General features: G+C 71.9%; 17 protein-coding genes and 1 pseudogene. 7 read left to right on the top strand and 11 right to left on the bottom strand.

Annotation, left to right across the window (positions count from 1 at the left end; translation table 11 throughout):
* Positions 1–6 precede the first annotated feature (6 nt).
* From OHT52_RS24845 to OHT52_RS24835, 3 genes are all read right to left on the bottom strand, one after another.
* A complete protein-coding gene (locus tag OHT52_RS24845) occupies positions 7–486 on the bottom strand; it encodes an RrF2 family transcriptional regulator (protein ID WP_328722398.1) in 480 nt (159 codons plus the stop codon).
* A gap of 251 nt (positions 487–737) precedes the next feature.
* Complete coding sequence (locus OHT52_RS24840) at positions 738–2234, bottom strand: glycoside hydrolase family 53 protein (protein WP_328723886.1); 1497 nt, start codon at positions 2232–2234, stop codon at positions 738–740.
* A gap of 205 nt (positions 2235–2439) precedes the next feature.
* Positions 2440–4473 carry a beta-galactosidase gene (locus OHT52_RS24835; RefSeq protein WP_328722397.1) on the bottom strand — a complete coding sequence of 678 codons (2034 nt, stop codon included), beginning with the start codon at positions 4471–4473 and terminating at the stop codon, positions 2440–2442.
* Positions 4474–4796: 323 nt separating this feature from the next.
* Between OHT52_RS24835 and OHT52_RS24830 the strand changes: the two genes are divergently transcribed.
* The 4 genes from OHT52_RS24830 (at position 4797) to OHT52_RS24815 (ending at position 9049) form a co-directional block, all read left to right on the top strand.
* A complete protein-coding gene (locus OHT52_RS24830; protein ID WP_328722396.1) occupies positions 4797–6116 on the top strand; it encodes an extracellular solute-binding protein in 1320 nt (439 codons plus the stop codon).
* Positions 6113–7039: a carbohydrate ABC transporter permease gene (locus OHT52_RS24825; protein WP_328722394.1), complete on the top strand. Its 927-nt coding sequence runs from the start codon at positions 6113–6115 to the stop codon at positions 7037–7039. Before OHT52_RS24830 ends, OHT52_RS24825 begins: the two co-directional genes overlap by 4 nt.
* The gene (locus OHT52_RS24820) at positions 7036–7929 is read left to right on the top strand and encodes a carbohydrate ABC transporter permease (protein ID WP_328722392.1); all 894 of its coding nucleotides are present in this window, start codon (positions 7036–7038) and stop codon (positions 7927–7929) included. The genes OHT52_RS24825 and OHT52_RS24820 overlap by 4 nt, the downstream gene beginning before the upstream one ends.
* Before the next feature lie 67 nt (positions 7930–7996).
* A complete protein-coding gene (locus OHT52_RS24815; RefSeq protein ID WP_328722390.1) occupies positions 7997–9049 on the top strand; it encodes a LacI family DNA-binding transcriptional regulator in 1053 nt (350 codons plus the stop codon).
* 29 nt (positions 9050–9078) lie between these two features.
* On the opposite strand, the gene OHT52_RS24810 is transcribed toward OHT52_RS24815, so the two are convergent.
* The 3 genes from OHT52_RS24810 to OHT52_RS24800 form a co-directional block, all read right to left on the bottom strand.
* Complete coding sequence (locus tag OHT52_RS24810) at positions 9079–10173, bottom strand: aminotransferase class V-fold PLP-dependent enzyme (protein WP_328722389.1); 1095 nt, start codon at positions 10171–10173, stop codon at positions 9079–9081.
* 137 nt (positions 10174–10310) lie between these two features.
* Positions 10311–10469: a hypothetical protein gene (locus OHT52_RS24805; protein WP_328722388.1), complete on the bottom strand. Its 159-nt coding sequence runs from the start codon at positions 10467–10469 to the stop codon at positions 10311–10313.
* 140 nt (positions 10470–10609) lie between these two features.
* Positions 10610–11341, bottom strand: a complete 732-nt coding sequence (locus OHT52_RS24800) for a DsbA family oxidoreductase (RefSeq protein WP_328722387.1) — start codon at positions 11339–11341, stop codon at positions 10610–10612.
* A gap of 228 nt (positions 11342–11569) precedes the next feature.
* On the opposite strand from OHT52_RS24800, the gene OHT52_RS24795 reads away from it, so the two are divergent.
* On the top strand, positions 11570–12271 hold the full coding sequence (locus OHT52_RS24795) for a 2-phosphosulfolactate phosphatase (protein WP_328722386.1): 702 nt from the start codon (positions 11570–11572) through the stop codon (positions 12269–12271).
* 89 nt (positions 12272–12360) lie between these two features.
* On the opposite strand, the gene OHT52_RS24790 is transcribed toward OHT52_RS24795, so the two are convergent.
* Positions 12361–12837, bottom strand: a complete 477-nt coding sequence (locus OHT52_RS24790; RefSeq protein ID WP_328722385.1) for a GNAT family N-acetyltransferase — start codon at positions 12835–12837, stop codon at positions 12361–12363.
* Positions 12838–12961: 124 nt separating this feature from the next.
* On the opposite strand from OHT52_RS24790, the gene OHT52_RS24785 reads away from it, so the two are divergent.
* Positions 12962–13498, top strand: coding sequence for a kinase (locus OHT52_RS24785; RefSeq protein ID WP_328722384.1), 537 nt, complete (start codon positions 12962–12964; stop codon positions 13496–13498).
* A 72-nt stretch (positions 13499–13570) separates the two neighbouring features.
* On the opposite strand, the gene OHT52_RS24780 is transcribed toward OHT52_RS24785, so the two are convergent.
* On the bottom strand, positions 13571–14131 hold the full coding sequence (locus OHT52_RS24780; RefSeq protein ID WP_328722383.1) for a DinB family protein: 561 nt from the start codon (positions 14129–14131) through the stop codon (positions 13571–13573).
* A 650-nt stretch (positions 14132–14781) separates the two neighbouring features.
* Between OHT52_RS24780 and OHT52_RS31545 the strand changes: the two genes are divergently transcribed.
* Positions 14782–15696: an eCIS core domain-containing protein gene (locus OHT52_RS31545; protein WP_443046660.1), complete on the top strand. Its 915-nt coding sequence runs from the start codon at positions 14782–14784 to the stop codon at positions 15694–15696.
* Between the two features lie 59 nt (positions 15697–15755).
* Here the strand turns inward: OHT52_RS31545 and OHT52_RS31540 are convergent.
* The 3 genes and pseudogenes from OHT52_RS31540 to OHT52_RS24765 all read right to left on the bottom strand — a co-directional run.
* Positions 15756–16041: pseudogene (locus OHT52_RS31540) on the bottom strand (hypothetical protein); the annotation flags it as partial.
* A 175-nt stretch (positions 16042–16216) separates the two neighbouring features.
* Positions 16217–16828 carry a DUF1349 domain-containing protein gene (locus OHT52_RS24770; protein WP_328722382.1) on the bottom strand — a complete coding sequence of 204 codons (612 nt, stop codon included), beginning with the start codon at positions 16826–16828 and terminating at the stop codon, positions 16217–16219.
* Between the two features lie 5 nt (positions 16829–16833).
* Positions 16834–18345: an aldehyde dehydrogenase (NADP(+)) gene (locus OHT52_RS24765; RefSeq protein WP_328722380.1), complete on the bottom strand. Its 1512-nt coding sequence runs from the start codon at positions 18343–18345 to the stop codon at positions 16834–16836.
* Between the last annotated feature and the right edge of the window lie 169 nt (positions 18346–18514).

Genomic DNA, 18514 nt, shown 5'->3' with positions numbered 1-18514 from the left:
GTGCGGTCAGCGGCCGATGCGCTCGTAGTGGCGCCGTGCCCGCTCCGCGGCGGAGGGCGGCGCGGAGGCCATGAGATCCGCCAGCGTCTGCGCGGCGAGTTCCCTGCGCCACGCCAGCTCGGCCCTGCGCATCGCGCCGGCGATGCCGCAGGGCTGCTGGAACTCGTGGGCCGGTGCGCCGGCCCCCGCTCCCCGCTGTCTGATCTCGGTGCACTGGAAGACCTCGTCCGGACCGTCGACGGCGGCGACGACGTCCATCAGCGTGACCTGTTCGGGCCTCCTGGCCAGCCTGAAGCCGCCCCTGGCTCCCGGGGTGGACGTCAGGATGCCCGCCCGGTCCAACGCTTGCAGCTGCTTGTTCAGGTAGGCGGGCGGCAGGTCGAACCAGGCCGCGAGCCTGGCCGACGACACCGCCTCCGCGTCCCCGAGCCACGCCAGCGTCAGGCAGCAGTGCAGCCCCCACTCGACTCCCGCACTCATTCGCATGACCTGGACACTACACATCCAGGTTCCACTTCGCGACGGTTCTGCGGAACGGGCCGCACGCTCACCGGATCGGCGGGGCACGGATGTTGACGGTGCGCCACCCCGCCCCGGGGAAGGTGTGTGCCCCGCCCGGCAGTGCGCGGCCCCCACGACGAGCCCCGCACCGCCCGGCGGTGCGCGGCCCCCACGACGAGCCCCGCCGCCCCTCCGGGACCGGAGGGACGGCGGGGCTTCGCCGGGTGCGGGACGGCCTACCGGTGCGAGAACCAGCTCGCCGCGGGAAGCAGCCTGTCGTTGTAGTCGAAGAGCGCCTGGTTCTCCCAGGCGTTGCCCGAGGACGCGTCGGCCGGGTCCCATCCGCTGCCGGTGACGGCGGTCCAGCCGGGCTCCCAGTAGACGGCGCCGAGGCCGCGGCCGTTCGGGACCGCTTCGACGACGTTCAGCACGTCGCGGAAGTTGGCGGCCTGGCCCGCGGGGGTCGCGGGGTAGCCGGCGACGAGCTGGGAGGCGGTGGCGATGTTGTTCTCCAGGCCGTCGTCGTCGGCGAGGGTGTCCGCGTAGGCGGTCTCGGCGATCAGGACGGGCTTGCCGTAGCGGGAGGCGGCGTCGTCGAGGTTGGTCTGGAGGTCCGAGAGGGGGCCGTGCCAGTAGCCGTAGTACGAGAGGGCGATGACGTCGAACGGCACGCCGTGGGCGACGGCGTTGTCGAACCACCAGCGGGTGCCCGCGTTGTCGCCGCCCTTGGCGAGGTGCAGGGCGACCTTCGTGGAGGAGGAGACGGCCTTGGCGGCGTTGGCGCCGGAGGTGAGGAGTCCGGCGAGCTGGGACCAGTTGTCGGTGGAGCCCTCGGGCCAGAGCATTCCGGCGTTGATCTCGTTGCCGATCTGGACCATGTCGGCGGTGGTGCCCTGCGCCTTGAGGGCGCCCAGCACGTCGTAGGTGTGGTTGTAGACGTCGGTCTTCAGCTGGGTGTAGCTGTGACCGGCCCAGGCGGCGGGCTTGTTCTGCTTGCCGGGGTCGGCCCAGGCGTCGGAGTAGTGGAAGTCGACCAGGACCTTCATGCCGAGTGCCTTCGCGCGCTTGGCCATCGCGAGGACGTGGGCCTTGTCGTTGTAGCCGTCGGCGGGGTTCACCCACACCTTGAGGCGTACGTAGTTCATTCCGGCGGAGTTCAGCAGGGCGAGGGCGTCGCCCGCGGTGCCGCTCGCGTTGCGGTAGACGGCGCCGTGGGCCTCGTTCTTCGGGAGGGTGGAGAGGTCGCCGCCCTTGACGCTGAGGCCGGTGGTGCCGGAGGCGAAGGTGATGTCGTCGAAGTTGGCCCACTCCCCCGCGTGCGCGTCGGAGTTGAGACTGATGGTGCAGGCGCCCCCGGTGACCTTGACGGAGGTCACCAGGCGTATCCAGGCGCCGTTGGCGGTGGGCGGCAGGTCGGTGCGCTGTTCGGCGGAACCGCAGTTGCGCAGGGCGATGTAGGCGGAGTTCTGGCCGCCGCCGGAGCGGACCCAGGCGCTGAGGGTGTACGTGCCGTCGGTCAGCCCGGAGAGGTACTGGTACGTCTCCACCTTGTAGGCGGAGGCCGACCAGTGGCTGAGCCGGGTGGAGCCCGCGTGGCCGCCGGCCTCGGTGAAGGAGGCGGCACTCTGGCCGCCGGCGGAGTACGTGGTCCAGCCGGTGGCGCCCGATTCGAAGCCGGCGTTGGTGACGGTGGTCGCCGCGTGGGCCGCCTGGGCGGGGAGCCCGGCGAGCATCAGCCCGCCGAGCGCGGTCAGTGCGGCGGCGGCCCGGCGTGCGCCGCGCGGGGTGCGGCGGGCCGCTCCTGGTAGCGCTCTGGTGCCGTACAGCGCTCTGGCGAGCAGCTTCTTTCCGTACATCGTCGATGTCCCTTCGACCGTTGCGCGGGATACGGGGGTGGTTCCTGGTGCTGGTGAGACGGGTGGTGAGGGTGGTGCTTCCTCAGGCGTCGAGCCGTACGACGCGGACCGCGCCCGCCGGGACGGCGAGGTGTCCGGCGGCGGGCTCGCCGGTGAGGAGTTCGGTGCCGGGGGTCTCCAGCGGAACCTTGGTGTCGCCCTCGGTGTGGTTGATGACGAAGAGGTGGCTGCCGGTCTCCCCGGTGCGGCGGACCACCTCCACGTCGTGCGGGAGCGCGGTGCGCGGGGCGATCCGGGCGTCCTCGCAGGCGCGGTCCAGCACGGCGTCGAGGTCGGGTCCGGAGAGCCGGGTGGAGACGTACCAGGCGGTGCCGTCGCCGAGGCGGTTGCGGGTGACGGCGGGGCGTCCGGCGGCGACCCCGTCGGTGTAGGACCACACGGTCTCGGCACCGCACGGAATGACCACGTCCGACCAGAGGTCGCCGGTGAGCGCGGGGCCCTCGGGGGCACCCTCCGGGGTGACGAGGCGGACGGTGTCGCCCTCGCCGAGCGGGGAGAACTCCTCGACGGTCAGGCCGAGGACGTCCCGCAGTACACCGGGGTAGGCACCGGGGTGGACGTTGTCGTCGGCGTCCACGATGCCGGAGAAGTACGAGACGACGAGGGTGCCGCCGCCTTCGACGTAGCGGCGCAGGTTCTCGCCCGCCTGTTCGGTGGCGAGGTAGAGGGCGGGTACGACGACCAGCGGGTAGGCCGAGAGGTCGGCCTCGGGGTGGGCGAAGTCCACGGTGAGGTGGCGGTCGTAGAGCGAGAGGTAGTACGCGTCGGCGCGCTCGCGGGCGTCGTGGTCCTGGCTCGGACGCCACTCCAGGGACTGGGCCCACCAGGACTGCCAGTCCCAGACCATCGCGGCGTCGGCGACCGTGCGGCTGCCCCGGATTCCGTCGAGGAGGCCGAGGTCGGCACCGAGGCGGCTGACCTCGCGCCAGATCCGGGTGTCGGTGCCGCCGTGCGGCAGCATCGCGGAGTGGAACTTCTCGGCACCGCCGCGGGACTGCCGCCACTGGAAGAACATCGCGCCGTCCGAGCCGCGGGCCACGTGCGCGAGACTGTTGCGGGCCATCTCGCCGGGGCTCTTCGCGGGGTTGCGGGGCTGCCAGTTGACGCCGCTGGTGGAGTGTTCGAGGAGGAGCCAGGGGGCGCCGCCCGCGACGGAGCGGGTGAGGTCGGCGGCCATCGCGAGGTTGACGTGGGTGCGGCGGCCGTCGGTGATCAGGTAGTGGTCGTTGGTGACGAGGTCGACCTCGCGGCCCCAGGCCCAGTAGTCGATGGAGTCGCACTGGCTGAGCGCGGTCATGAAGTTGGTGGTGACGGGGATGCCCGGGGCGAGCCGGTGCAGGATGTCGCGTTCGGCGGTGAAGTTCTCCCGCAGGGTGGCGTCGGCGAAGCGGCGGTAGTCCAGCTGCTGGGAGGGGTTGCCGACGGTGGGGGTGGTGCGCGGCGGGTCGATCTCGTCGAGGGTGCGGTAGCGCTGCCCCCAGAAGGCGGTGCCCCAGGCCTTGTTGACGGCGTCGACCGATCCGTGGCGGGCGGTGAGCCAACGCCGGAAGTGGGCGGCGCAGTTGTCGCAGTAGCAGGCCGAGACGGGGACGCCGTACTCGTTGTGGACGTGCCAGAGGGCGAGGGCGGGGTGGCCGGCGTAACGGCGGCCGAGCTCCTCGGTGATACGGGCGGCGGCGGCGCGGTAGTCGGGGTTGCTGTGGCAGATGGCGCCGCGTGAGCCGAAGGCGTACCTGACCCCGTCGCGGTTCACCGGGAGCGCCTCGGGGTGGGCGCGGTAGAACCAGGCGGGCGGGGCGACGGTCGGAGTGCCGAGGTCGACGCGGACGCCGCCCTCGTGGAGCAGGTCGATCACGCGGTCGAGCCAGCCGAAGTCGTAGACGCCGGGCTCGGGTTCGAGCAGCGCCCAGGAGAAGATCCCGATGCTGACCATGGTCACGCCGGCCTCACGCATGAGCCGCACGTCCTCGGGCCAGATCTCCTCGGGCCACTGCTCCGGGTTGTAGTCGCCGCCGAAGGCGAGCCGGTCCAGACCTCGGGGAGTGGTGTGGGGCATGGGGGTCTCCTGGCGTTCTCGGCGGTGACGACGGTCGCCCGTCGCCGGGGCACGGCGGCGGCCCGTCACCGGGCGGTACGGATACACCTCGACCGGACGGTCTTGCAGGGCGTGTTCCGCGCTGGGCGCCGCCGCCCTGCGACGACGCCCTTCTGGGCCCTTCTGTGCACGACTCTGGGAACGTGCACACAACCGGTCTGTGGTGTGGAGCCAAGATAACCGCACAGTTACAACCATTGACAAGTGTCGGTTCCGTTTCTCTACTGTGAACGCTCACAGCGCAGTTCCCGCGCTGCACCCTCGGTTCTCGTCAGGGGAAATCCATGAAGCACCGCAACGTCGCGTTGTCCACGGCCGTCGTCCTCGCCGCCTCCGCCCTCCTCTCCGGCTGCGGCTCGTCGGACGACGGGAAGGGGGACGCGCCCGCCGCCGCGGGTCCCGCCCAGCTCACGTACTGGTCCTGGGCGCCCGGCCTCGACAAGGTCGCGGACATCTGGAACAAGGGCGAGGGCAAGAAGGAGGGCATCACGGTCACGGTGAAGAAGCAGGCGTCGGGCGACGACCTGGTCACCAAGATCATCACCGCGGCCAAGGCGCACAAGGCCCCCGACCTGGTGCAGGCGGAGTACCAGGCACTGCCCACGCTGGTCTCCAACGACGTCCTCGCGGACATCTCGAAGGAGGCGGGCGACGCCGAGAGCGCGTTCGCGGACGGGATATGGCAGCAGGCGACGCTGGGGACGGACGCCCTGTACGCGCTGCCGCAGGACTCCGGCCCGCTGATGTTCTACTACCGCGAGGACCTGTTCAAGAAGTACGGGCTGACGGTCCCGACCACCTGGGACGAGTTCGCCGAGACGGCCCGCGCGCTGAAGAAGAAGTCGCCGGACACCGACCTGACGACGTTCTCCTCGAACGACTCCGGGCTCTTCGCGGGCCTCGCCCAGCAGGCGGGCGCCCAGTGGTGGACCACCGGTGACGACACCTGGAAGGTCGCCATCGACGACCCGGCCACGCAGAAGGTCGCCGACTTCTGGGGCGGCCTGGTGAAGGAGGGGGCGATCGACAACCAGCCGATGTACACCCCCGCCTGGAACAAGGCGCTCGACACCGGCAAGCAGATCGCCTGGGTCAGCGCGGTCTGGGCCCCGGGCACCCTGACCACGGCGGCCCCCGACACGGCGGGCAAGTGGGCCATGGCCCCGCTCCCCCAGTGGACCGCCGGCGAGAACGTCACCGGCAGCTGGGGCGGTTCCTCCACCGCCGTCACCAACGACTCGAAGAACAAGGGCGCGGCGGCGAAGTTCGCCAAGTGGCTCAACACCGACCCCACCGCGCTCGCCGCGCTGGTGAAGGAGTCCGGCATCTACCCCGCCGCGACCGCCGCGCAGACCGGGGGCGCGCTCGCCGAGGCCCCGGCGTACTTCTCCAACCAGCCGGACTTCTACACCACGGCGGCCGAGATCGCGAAGGGCACCGCGCCCGCCGCCTGGGGCCCCAACGTCAACGTCGCGTACACCGCCTTCAAGGACGGTTTCGCCAAGGCCGCCAAGGACAAGTCCGACTTCGGCGCGGCGCTGACCGCGATGCAGGACGCCACGGTCGCCGACCTGAAGAAGCAGGGCTTCGGAGTCTCCGAGTGACACGCGCACGCAGCGGGGGGTCGTACAGGGTCAAGAGCGCCCCGTACGGCTTCCTGGTCCCCGCCTCCCTGCTCTTCCTCCTCTTCTTCGCCCTGCCCATCGGCTACGCGCTCTACCTCAGCTTCCGCCGGACCGAGGTCAAGGGTCTCGGCCTCGGCAAGGGCGCCCGCGACGAGGTCTGGGCCGGCCTCGCCAACTACACCGACGCCCTCTCCGACTCCGAGCTGCTGCACGGCGCGCTGCGCATCCTGGGCTACGGCCTGATCGTGGTGCCCGTGATGCTCGGCCTCGCGCTGCTGTTCGCGCTGCTGCTGGACACCGAGCGGGTCCGGCTGCGCGGCTTCACCCGGCTGGCGATCTTCCTGCCGTACGCCATCCCGGGTGTGGTGGCCGCGATGATGTGGGGGTTCCTCTACCTGCCCGACGTCAGCCCGTTCTTCTGGGTGCTGGACCGGCTCGGGCTGCCGCAGCCGGACCTGATGGACGGGGGGCCGCTCTACGGCGCCCTCGCCAACATCGCGGTCTGGGGCGGCACCGGCTTCAACATGATCGTCATCTACACCTCGCTCCGGGCGATCCCCGCCGAGGTCTTCGAGGCGGCCCGGCTGGACGGCTGCTCGCAGTGGCAGACCGCCCTGCGGATCAAGATCCCGATGGTGGCGCCCTCGCTGGTGCTGACGTTCTTCTTCTCCATCATCGCCACGCTCCAGGTGTTCAGCGAGCCCAGCACCCTCAAGCCGCTCACCAACTCGCTCTCCACCACGTGGAGTCCGCTGATGAAGGTCTATCAGGACGCCTTCGTCAACAACGACATCTACGCGGCGGCGGCCCAGGCGGTCATCATCGCCGTCGTCACTCTCGCCCTGTCCTTCGGCTTTCTCAGGATGGCCCACTCCCGTAGCAAGCAGGGTGATGCCCGATGAGCACGCAGACCCTCCCGGTCTCCGCCCCGACGTCCCGGGCTTCCCGGGCCGCCCGTGCACCGCGGCGCTTCGCCGCGGTCCCGACCGCGGCGCTGGTGCTGGGCGCCGTCTACTGCCTGCTGCCGGTGCTCTGGGTGGTCGTGGCGTCGACCAAGTCCGGCAGCGAGCTCTTCTCCACCTTCACCTTCCTGCCCGGTTCCGGGTTCAGCGACAACGTCGCCGACCTCTCGGCGTACCGCGACGGCGTCTACTGGAAGTGGATGGGCAACTCGGCCCTGTACGCCGGGGTGGGCGCCCTGCTCTCCACGTCGGTGTCGGCCGTCTCGGGGTACGCCCTGGCGGTGTACCGCTTCCGGGGCCGGGAGACGATCTTCAACATCCTGCTGGCGGGGGTGCTGATGCCGCCGGTGATCCTGGCGGTCCCGCAGTACCTGCTGCTCGCGAAGGCCGACCTCACGGACTCGTACCTGTCGGTACTGCTGCCCGTGATCCTCTCGCCGTACGGCGTCTACCTCGCCCGGATCTACGCGACGGCCGCCGTGCCGCCGGACGTGATCGAGGCGGGGCGGATGGACGGCGGTGGCGAATGGCGGATCTTCCGCACGATCGCGCTGCCGATGATGCTGCCGGGACTGGTGACGGTGTTCCTGTTCCAGTTCGTCGCGATCTGGAACAACTTCCTGCTCCCGTACATCATGCTCAGCGACGACGAGAAGTTCCCGGTCACCCTCGGGCTCTTCACGCTGCTCCAGCAGGGAGCGAACGCTCCGGCCCTCTATACGCTGGTGATCACCGGTGCGCTGCTGGCGATCATCCCGCTGATCGCGCTCTTCCTGGTCGTCCAGCGGTTCTGGAGTCTCGACCTCCTCTCCGGCGCCGTAAAGTCCTGACCATGCCCTCCGGGGCCACCGGACCCGCCCCTTCGCCCGGGGCCCCGAAAACGAAAGAACACGCGCCATGAGCCGCACTGAACCTCCCCCGCTCTCCGGGCAGCCCGGAAGGGGACGCCGCCGGCCGCCGACGATCCACGACGTGGCCCGCGAGGCGGGGGTGTCGCGCGGGACCGTCTCCCGGGTGCTGAACGGCGGCCACAACGTCAGCCCGTCCGCCCTCGAAGCGGTCAACTCGGCCATTCGCAAGACCGGTTACACGGTCAACCGGCACGCCCGGTCGCTGATCACCGGCCGCTCCGACTCGGTGGCGTTCCTGCTGACGGAGCCCCAGGAACGCTTCTTCGAGGACCCCAACTTCAACGTCCTGCTGCGGGGGTGCACCAGTGCGCTGGCCGCGCACGACGTCCCGCTGCTGCTGATGATCGCGGGTACGGAGGCCGAGCGGCGCCGGAACATGCGCTACATCGCCGGCCACGTGGACGGCGTCCTGCTGGTCTCCAGCCACTCCGGCGACCCGGTGGTCGCCCAGCTCCACGAGGCCGGGGTGCCCGTGGTGACCTGCGGAAAGCCGCTCGGACAGGGCTCGAAGGTCAGCTATGTGGCCGCCGACGACCGGGACGGCGCCCGCGACATGGTGCGCTACCTGTACGAGTCGGGGCGCCGCAGGATCGGTACGGTCAGCGGCCCGCTCGACACCCCGGGCGGTGTGGAGCGGCTGGCCGGGTACCGCGAGATGCTGGCCGAGTGCGGGCTGCCGGTCGACGACGACCTGGTCGTCCCGGGCGACTACAGCCGGGCCGGCGGCGAGGCCGCGGGGACACTGCTGCTGGAGCGCGCCCCGGACCTCGACGCGGTCTTCGTCGCCTCCGACCTGATGGCGCAGGGCGTACTGACCTCGCTGGAGCGGGCCGGGCGGCGGGTGCCGGAGGACATCGCGGTGGGCGGTTTCGACGACTCCCCGGCCGCCCTCGACTCCCGCCCGGCGCTGACCACGATCCGGCAGCCCTGGGACCGCATCAGCGCCGAGATGGTCCGGGTGCTGCTGGCCCAGATCGGCGGCGAGGACCCGGCGGCGGTGATCCTCCCCACCGAACTGGTGCGGCGGGACTCTGCGTAGGGTCCCGCCGCGCACCCTCGTCGTGGGACTCAGCCGAGCACGTCGAGCGCCCGGTCCACGTCGGCCTCGGTGTTGTAGAGGTGGAAGGCGGCCCGCAGATTGCCCGCACGGTCGGACACGATGATGCCGGCCGCGCTCAACTCCGCCTGGCGCTTGCCGAGTCCGGGGGCGGCGACGATCGCCGACTCCGCCGGTACGACCTGGTGGCCCAGGCGCGCCAGCCCTTCGCGGAAGCGGGCGGCGAGCCCGGTGGCGTGCGCGTACAGGGCGTCGGTGCCGATCTCCGCCAGCAGGGCGAGCGAGCGTTCCGCCCCGTAGTAGGAGAGGAAGGCCGGCGCCGAGTCGAACCGCCGCGCGGTGAGCGCGAGTCGGTCGATCGGGCCGTAGGTGCTGTTCTCCGTGTCCTCGGCCGCGACCCATCCCACGTAGATCGGCTTCAGGGACTCCTGCGCCTGTTCGGTCACCGTGAGGAACGAGGCGCCGCGCGGGCAGAGCAGGAACTTGAACCCGCCGGTCACCGTGTAGTCGAAGTCCCCGGCGTCCACCGCGAGCCAGCCCGCCGACTGCGTCGTGTCGAGCAGCACCCGGGCCCCGTGCGCGGTGGCGGCGGCCCGGACTGCGGCAAGATCGGCGACCCGCCCGTCCGAGGACTGCACGGCGGAGAGGGCCACCAGCGCGGTGGTGGGCCGTACCGCCTCGGCCAGCTCCGCGAGCGGGGCGTACGACACCCGCAGGTCCCTCCGGTGTGCGAAGGGGGCGACCACCGAGCTGAACTCACCCTCCGGACAGAGCACTTCGGCGTAGGCGGGCAGTGAGGCCGCGATCAGCCCGACGTGCACCGCGACCGAGGTCCCGACGGCGACCCGGTCGGTCCCGACACCGGCCAGCCGGGCGAACCGGGCGCGTGCGGCGTCCACCACCTCGAAGTCCCCGGTGCCGACGGGCCCGCCCTCGGCGTTGGCCCGGGCCAGCCCGGCGACCGCCTCGACGGTCCGGCGGGGCAGCAGACCCGCGAAGGCGGTGTTGAGGTAGGTGGTGGCCGGCGCGAACTCCTCGGCGGCGGCACGGCTCAGCGGGGTGGTCTCGACCGGCTCGGTCGTCCGGCTCAGCGGGGTGGTCTCCATGCGCTCCAGCCTGAGCCGACTTCCACGTACCGTCAATGAGGCGGGGGCACGGCTCGCCGGGGTCGACGGGCCGTGCGCGCGACGGACGGGGCGTGACCAACCGCGCGCGGCGGAGGGCCGGAGGGCGGAAGGTCAGGTCATGCCGTGCAGTCGTACTGTTCGGTGAGGCTTCCCACGCCCTCCATGACGATGGTGCGGCTCTTGGCGACGAGGACCGCCGCGTCCCGGTCCTCCCTGGCCACGACGCCCGGATCGACCTTGAGGGTCACCTTGACGTGGGGAGCGGCCGTGCGCATCGGACCGGCGCGGGAATCGGGGAGCTGGACTTCGCTCTGGCGCGGCCCGATCCAGCCGGAGAGACCGCCCCCCCGACCGGGACGGCGTCCTCGGCGGGACCGGCCGGACCGGTGGGGGTGTCACCCTTGCCGGGCCGCGCTCAGGCGGTGGCGGCGCCCGGCTGCGGGACCTCGCAGGCGCCCTCGGCGTCGCAGGCCGCCGCGTCGTCGCCGAGCGGGGTGAGGGCGGTCACCTCGCGGTCCTTCCACGCCTGCTCCAAGGCCTGGGCGAAGACCTCGGAGGGCTGGCCGCCTGAGATGCCGTACCGCCGGTCGAGGACGAAGAACGGGACGGCGTTGGCGCCGAGTTCGGACGCCTCACGCTCGTCGGCGCGTACGTCGTCGGCGTACGCGCTCGGGTCCGCGAGCACCGCGCGGGCCTCGGTCTCGTCGAGGCCCGCCTCGACGGCGAGGTCGACCAGCACCGCGTCGTCGTAGACGGAGCGCTCCTCGGCGAAGTTGGCCCGGTAGGCGAGGGTCAGCAGCTCGTCCTGGAGCCCGCGCGCCTTGGCGAGGTGGAGCAGCCGGTGGATGTCGAAGGTGCTGCCGTGGTCGCGGCCCTCGCTGCGATACCCGAGCCCTTCGGCCTGCGCGTTCGCGGCGACGGTGCCCTCCATCGCGACGACCTCCTCGCGGGAGCGGCCGTACTTCTGCGCGAGCATGTCGACGACCAGGGCGATGTCAGCCTTGGCGCGTCCCGGGTCCAGCTCGAAGGAGCGGTGCACCACCTCGACCTGGTCACGGTGGGCGAAGCCCGCCAGCCCCTTCTCGAAGCGGGCCTTCCCGATGTAGCACCAGGGGCAGGCGATGTCCGACCAGATCTCGACGCGCATGTCGTTCTTCTCTCCAGCTCTTCCCGCGACGGGGGCTCTTCCCGTGACGGGCTCGGTGACGCGCGCGGAGAGCCCTCCGCACGAGGGGGAGAACACGGAAACACCTGTGCGGATTCCCGTCGAGCGTCGTCCCCGGGCCTGCCGGCGGACCGGCGCTCCGCGCGGCCTGCGTGTGATCCGGGCCACTCGCAGGGGGTTCTCGCCCCGGCATCCACGATCATGACCGGCATGGACGCCTCTTTCCTCGGTATCGATGATCTGGCCAAGACCCCTTCGGTGGCCGTCGTGGTCGACGTGATGCGCGCCTTCACGGTGGCTGCCTGGGCCTTCGCCCAGGGGGCGGAGAAGATCGTGCTCTCCGGGTCGCTGGACGAGTCGCTGGCCCTCAAGGCACGGAACCCGGAGTGGGTGACTCTGAAGGACGGCCCGCCCGCACCCGGGTTCGACGCCGTCAACTCGCCCGCTCTGCTGCGCTCCGTGGACCTCCGCGGGCGGACCGTGGTGCAGAAGACCACGGCGGGCACGGTCGGCGCCCTCGCGGTGAAGGACGCGCCGCTGGTGCTGTGCGCGAGCTTCGTCGTGGCGGAGGCGACGGCCGAGGTCCTGAGGGCCGACGGGAGCGACAGTGTGACGTTCGTGGTCACCGGCGAGGACGGAAAGGCCGAGGAGGATCTGGCGTGCGCGCAGTACATCGCGCGGCGCGCCACCGGAGCCGGGGCGGACGCCGCCGGATTCCTCCGCCGGGCGGCCGAGTCGCGGGCCGCCTTTGAACTGGCGGAGGGGGTGCGCCAGGGTGCCCACCCCGAGGATGTCGCCCTCTGCCTGGAACTCGACCGGTTCGCCTTCGCCATGGTGGCGACGCCGGAGGACTCTCTCATGGTCCTGCGTCCTCACACCGCCCCCTCGTCGGCCGGGCACGGCCCGGCCTGACCCGCGTACACGTGTCCGCCGCGCCTCCGCGGCCCCCGCGCCCGCCCTCAGGCCCTCAGCCCTCACCGTCAGCCGTCAGCCGTCAGCCGTCAGAGGACGAGGCGCAGCACCAGGTGGGTGCCGTGGCGCGGGGTGTCCGGGTCGGCGGTCCAGCCGTGGTGGGCGTAGAAGGACCGGGCGCGGGTGTTGGGGGCGAACACCTCCAGCCGCGCGGTACGGGCGCCGGTCCGTCGCCAGGCATCGGTGCAGGCGGTGTGCAGTGCGGTGCCCACGCCGGTGCGCCACCGCGCGGGAGCGACGTGCAACTGCGTGAGGGTGGTCGCGCCGTGCTCCGCGCGGAAGGCGGCGACGCCCACCAGGACGCCGTCGCGCTCCGCGCAGAGGACGGTCGCGTGCTCGGCGGCCACGGCCCGGGTCCAGCCCGTGGCGGACCGGCCGACCTCTTCGGGGCCCGCGTAGGCGTCGGGGGCGAGGTGCCCGCGGTAGTAGGTGGCGCGCGCCTCGGTGTGCAGGCGGACTATCGCGTCCAGGTCGGCGGGCGTGGCGGTGCGGATCGTGAGCGACATGGGGAGGGGGACGCGGGGGCGCGCAGGGCCGGTTCCGCGCGGGCGCGCACCGGCGTGGGCCACGGCGTGCGGGACACCGTGTACCACCGTGTGTCCGGGGTCCGCCGCGCGTAGAGTCCGGTGGATGCGCACCGGTACCACCCAGACCCGTCTCGTCGTGCTGCGCGGCAATTCCGCCTCCGGGAAGTCGGCCGTCGCGGCCGGGGTACGGGAGCGGTTCGGCCGGGGGGTGGCCCTGGTGGGGCAGGACAACCTGCGGCGGACCGTGCTGCGGGAGCGTGACCGGCCCGGGGCGGCGAACATCGGTCTGATCGGCACCGTCGCCCGGTACGCACTCGACGCCGGGTTCCACGTCGTCCTCGAAGGCATCCTGTACGCGGATCACTACGGCGACATGCTGGCCCGGCTGCGCGCGGACCACCGCGGTCCGACGCACGGCTTCTACCTGGACGTGCCGTTCGAGGAGACGCTGCTGCGGCACGCCACCAAGCCGATCGCCGAGGTGGTCGGGGCGGACGACCTGCGCTCCTGGTACCGCCCTCTCGACCTGCTGCCCGGGGGCGCGGAGACCGTGATCGGCGCTTCGAGCGCCCTCGCGGACACGGTCGGGCGGGTGCTCCGGGAGACGGGCCTGGACCGGCTGCCGGCCGTGGACCGCTGAGCCGGAAGGCGTCGTACGGCTCCGAGGCGCGTCCGGCGACGTGGCGGGCGGCGGGTCAGGTACCGCCCGGGATCACTGGCCCACCCGCCCGTCGACGCACTCGCGCAGCAGGTCGGCGTGGCCGCAGTGGCGGGCGTACTCCTCGATCCGGTGGACCAGCAGTTCCCGGACCGCGATGCCGTCCTCGCCGAGGCGCTCCCCGAGGTCGGGGTGGGCGTACAACGCGGCGTCGGTGGCGGCCTGTTCGCGGGCGAGGTCCGCGTACGCGCCGTCCACCAGCGACTGTTCGGCCACGGCTCCGTCGAAGTCGCCGTCGCGCGCTCCGTACAGCTTCGGCAGCGGGTCTGCGTCGGTGATCCAGTTGCGCCAGTCACGCTCCACCTCGGCGAGGTGCCGCACCAGGCCGAGCAGGGACATCGTGGACGGCGGGACACTGCGGCGGGCCAGCTGCTCGGGGCTGAGCCCTTCGCACTTCATCAGAAGGGTCAGGCGGTAGTCCTTGAGGTAGTCCTGAAGAGTGGGCAGCTCCCCTTCGGGGCTGTCTTCTCCTTTGTCCCGGGGATCGTCGCCCGGATCGGCCCACATGTCGGGGTATACGGTGGCCTGGGTCCATCGTTCGGGCTGCTCGCTCATGAGCGGCATGATCGCCCATCCGGGCCGGACCGGCCATCGCTTTTCGCCGGGCGGGTGCACGCGCCCGGGACGTGCTGACGGCCCGTCGAGAGGGCGTGCGGCAGCACACGCCGGCTCGCGGTGGCAGCCGGGAACCCGGGCGCTCGCCCCTTCAAGATCATGGACTCCTTCGTGTGCGGTGAGCCGCCCGATCCCGTGCGGTCGACTTTGCACGATCGGCCGGAGTTCGTTGCCCGGTCGTCGGCCAAAGGTGCCCCGGAGCACCTGGATTCGCGGCGGCGGGCGACGTAGAACGGGCAGATTGCTCCATTTCCCGGGTCAATTCCCTGGCCACTTCCTGATCGCTTCCTGATCACTTCCCTGAGGAGAAGAACTTGGCTTCCGCCGTGGACAGAGAGAAGGGACGCGAAGCGGGAGGCACGGCCGCTCCCAAGCGTCGCCCCGATGTTCTTGCGAGCCCGTCCGCCCCAGGTCTTCTCGGGCTGCAGACGGCGGTGGGGAACGCCGCGGTCGTTCAGCTGCTCCGACGGAGCGGACACGCGTGGGCCCAGGAAGGTCATGAACACGGGGCCGGCTGCGGTGACGGTGCCGAACAGCACGCGGTGCAGCGCTCCTCCGTGCACCGCGTGCTGCAAGGGTCGGGGCAGCCGTTGGAATCCGGACTGCGCACCGAGATGGAGGCGCGGCTCGGCGCGGACTTCTCCAACGTCCGCATCCATGCGGACTCCGCCGCCCAGCAGTCCGCGGCGGAACTGGGCGCCCGCGCCTACACCTCGGGCAGCCATGTGGTCGTCGGCCGAGGCGGCGGCGACAAGCACACCCTCGCCCACGAGTTGACGCACGTCATCCAGCAGCGCCAGGGCCAGGTCTCCGGAGCGGACAACGGCAACGGCCTGCGGGTGAGCGACCCCTCCGACCGCTTCGAGCGCGAGGCCGAAGCCAACGCGCACCGGGTGATGGGCGGCGCGCCTCCCACCTGGGCCCGGGAAACCGGTGGCGCCCCCGCCGCTGCGGACGACGCGGCCCCGACGGTCTCCAGGGCGATTCAGCGCGCGTACGGGGGCCGTCACCAGGTGCGGTACGGCAACACCGTCAACGACGTGGGCACCTACATGCAGGCCGAGCTGCACCCCAACTCCATCACCAAGGGCAAGCGGCCGAGCGTCAAGCCCTCGTGGTGGCCCTCGTCGAGCACCCCCACCGGAGCCTGGTTCGCGCTGAACATGGTGCAGGGCCACCTGCTGAACGACAACCTGGGCGGCCCCGGCAACACTCTGACCAACCTCACGCCGCTGACCAAGACGGGCAACTCCAACCACCTGCACTACGCGGAGGCGAACGTGAAGGAGGAGATCAAGGCCGGCAACGTGGTGGAGTACGAAGTCGTCGCCCACTTCGACGGGGTGACGGGAGCGAGCCTGGGCGCGAGCGGTGCGGTGGCGGCCGACATCGACACGAACTACGCGCACGCCATTCCCTCGCACCTCGAATGCAACGTACAGGTGTACGACAGTACGGGGCAGAACCTGTACGGCGAGAGCTGGTACGTGCGCAACACCAAGTGACGCACGCGCGCCGGGTGACGCACGCGCCATGAGGTGACCGGGGGCCGGAGCCCTCGGCGCCCCGGTGGCCGCGGCGGTCATCACGGCGGCGCGCGGGGCGACTTCCTCCGGCGCCGCCCACAGCGCGACCAGGTCCACGTCCGCGCCCTGCTCTTCGACCAGCGCCGACTCCTCGACCAGCGCCTTCGCCGCCCGTGCGAGCGTCCGCGACGTCTTCTCCAGCTGCGGCAGCGTCGACAGCCGTTCCTTCGCCGTCTTCCGTTTCGTCGTGTTCGACAGACGCGAGGCCATCAGGCCCTGGAACAGGTCCGGGGCTTCGTCGATCGCCTCCGCCTCCGGGTGCCGCCTTGGGCGGCCACGATCACCGACTTGGCGTCAGCCGCTGTACCGATGTTGCCCGAGGTCGGCCAACTGCCGCCTCAGCGGCACCGGTTCATGTGGCAGTGGTACGGGTCCGGCCCCTGCCCGCCGGACGGAGGCGGCGGGCAGGGGCCGGGGTACGAGCGGCGGGCGAGCGCGCTCAGCTGCCGTCGCGCAGGTCGGCGACACCCTCCTGGCGGAAGGAGATCCGGTCGAAGGTGGACTCGGAGCCGTCGCCCACGGGCGCCTGGACGAGGAAGCCGACCGAGGCAAAGGCCGTGGCCTGCGGGTCGCCGAGGGCGAAGAGGCGGACGAAGGTCCAGGTGACGCCGTCCGGCGAGGCGTGGAAGGCGAAGGCGCCGCCGTTGCGGCTGAGCCGCAGCCAGAAGGTGTCGCCGTCCACGGTGAAGGAGTTGACGTCGTCGGAGACGCCCCGGGTGACCACCGTGCAGATGGTGGGCACGGCGGGCGAGAGCTCCAGGCAGATCTTCGCCCAGTCGCGCTCCCCGACGTGGAGGTAGAGGACTCCGGCGTCGTAGGCGCCCGCGAACGAGGTCTTCACCCGGGCGACGAGTTGGAAGTCGCCGGGCGGCGGGGTGCCGAGCAGACGCGGCGCGTCGCTCGTCGGTTCGAGGGAGTCGCCGCCGGGCGGGACGAAGCGGTCCTGCTGGGCGCCCGCGGTGCCGGTCAGCGCACCGTCCTCGTAGGTCCACTTGCCCTCGGGTCCGAACGGCTCCAGCTCGAAGGGGAGTTCGGGAATGCGCACGGTCATGGTCGTCATCCGTTCACCCGGCGGGGCAGGCCCAGCGGGTTGTCGTCGTGGAGCTCGGGCGGGAGGAGGCCTTCGGGGGTCGACTGGTACGTCACCGGGCGCAGCCACCGCTCGATGGCGGTCGCGCCGACCGAGGTCGAGGTGGACGTGGTCGACGGGTAGGGGCCGCCGTGGTGCTGGGCGGGTGCGACGGCGACGCCGGTGGGCCAGCCGTTGACGAGTACCCGCCCGGCGAGCGGGGTGAGGGCGGCGAGGAGCGGGGCGGCGCCGCCCGCCTCCTCCTCGCCGGAGATGTGCAGGGTGGCGGTGAGGTTGCCGGGGAGACGGCCGAGTACGGCGGCGATCTCGTCCTCGGAGCCGTACCGGGCGACGACGGTGACCGGGCCGAAGCACTCCTCCAGGAGCGCCTCGTGCGGGCCGTCCTCGGCGAGGCGGGAGGCCGGGACGGTGAGGAAGCCGGAGGCGACCGCGTGTGCGCCGCCGTCGCCCGGGGTGACGGGTGCTTCCACGTCGGGGAGGGCGGCCCGTTCGCGCACTCCGGCGATGAAGGCGTCCCGCATCCGGTGGTCGAGCATGACGGCGGGGGCGGTGTCGCCGACGGTCGCGGTGAGGGTCTTCACCAGCGCGTCACCGTTCTCGCCCGCCGGGACCAGGACCAGTCCGGGCTTGGTGCAGAACTGTCCGGCGCCCATCGTCATGGAGCCGCCGAGACCGGCGCCGATCTGCTCGCCGCGCTCGGCCGCGGCGGCTTCGGTGACGACGACGGGGTTGAGGGAGCCGAGTTCGCCGTGGAAGGGGATGGGGGCGGGACGGGCCGCCGCCGCGTCGAAGAGGGCGCGTCCGCCGCGGATCGAGCCGGTGAAGCCTGCGGCGGAGATCAGCGGGTGGCGGACCAGTTCGACGCCGGCCTCGAAGCCGTGCACCAGCCCGACGATCTCCTCGGGCAGCCCGTGCGTGGCGGCGGCGCGGCGGAGCAGGGAGGCGGTCAGCTCGGAGGTGGCCGGGTGGTCGGGGTGCGACTTGACGACGACCGGGCAGCCCGCGGCCAGCGCGCTCGCGGTGTCGCCGCCGGGGACGGAGAAGGCGAGCGGGAAGTTGCTGGCCGCGTAGACGGCGACGACACCGAGCGGGATCTTCCAGCGGCGCAGGTCGGGCCAGGGCGGGGTGCGGCCGGCGTCTTCGTGGTCGATGTGGATGTCGAGGAAGGCACCCTCCTCGACGACCTCGGCGAAGGCCCGCAACTGGGCTGCCGTGCGGGCGAGTTCGCCGGTCAGCCGGGTCGCGCCGAGCGCGGTCTCGGCGTCGGCGGTCGCCACGACGGCCTCCTTGGCCCCGGCGAGCAGGTCGGCCGCGGTGCGCAGGAAGGCGGCGCGGACGGTGCGGTCGGCGAGGGCGTCGCGGACGGCGTGCGCCGCCCGCACCACGCGGTCGACCTCCTCCGCTGTAGCCTCCACCGCAACCTGCTCGCGCGGGTTCCCGGTGCGGGGGTCGACGCTCCAGACTGGTGCTGCTGCCACCGTTTTCCCTTCCGTACTCTCTGCCACACGCCAGGAAGTTGTTCGGTATTCTGAACAGCGTTCCTCATCGTGAATGTCCTGGAACTCTATTTCCGGGCGTTCCGCGTTGGCAAGAAGTCACAGGCAAGAAGTCACGGCGTAGTCACGGGATTTCGAAGAAGTTGGGAAG

The sequence above is a fragment of the Streptomyces sp. NBC_00247 genome (assembly GCF_036188265.1).
Classification (GTDB): domain Bacteria; phylum Actinomycetota; class Actinomycetes; order Streptomycetales; family Streptomycetaceae; genus Streptomyces.
Note: the sequence above shows the minus strand (reverse complement) of the source record. Positions and strands in the feature narration are given on the sequence as shown.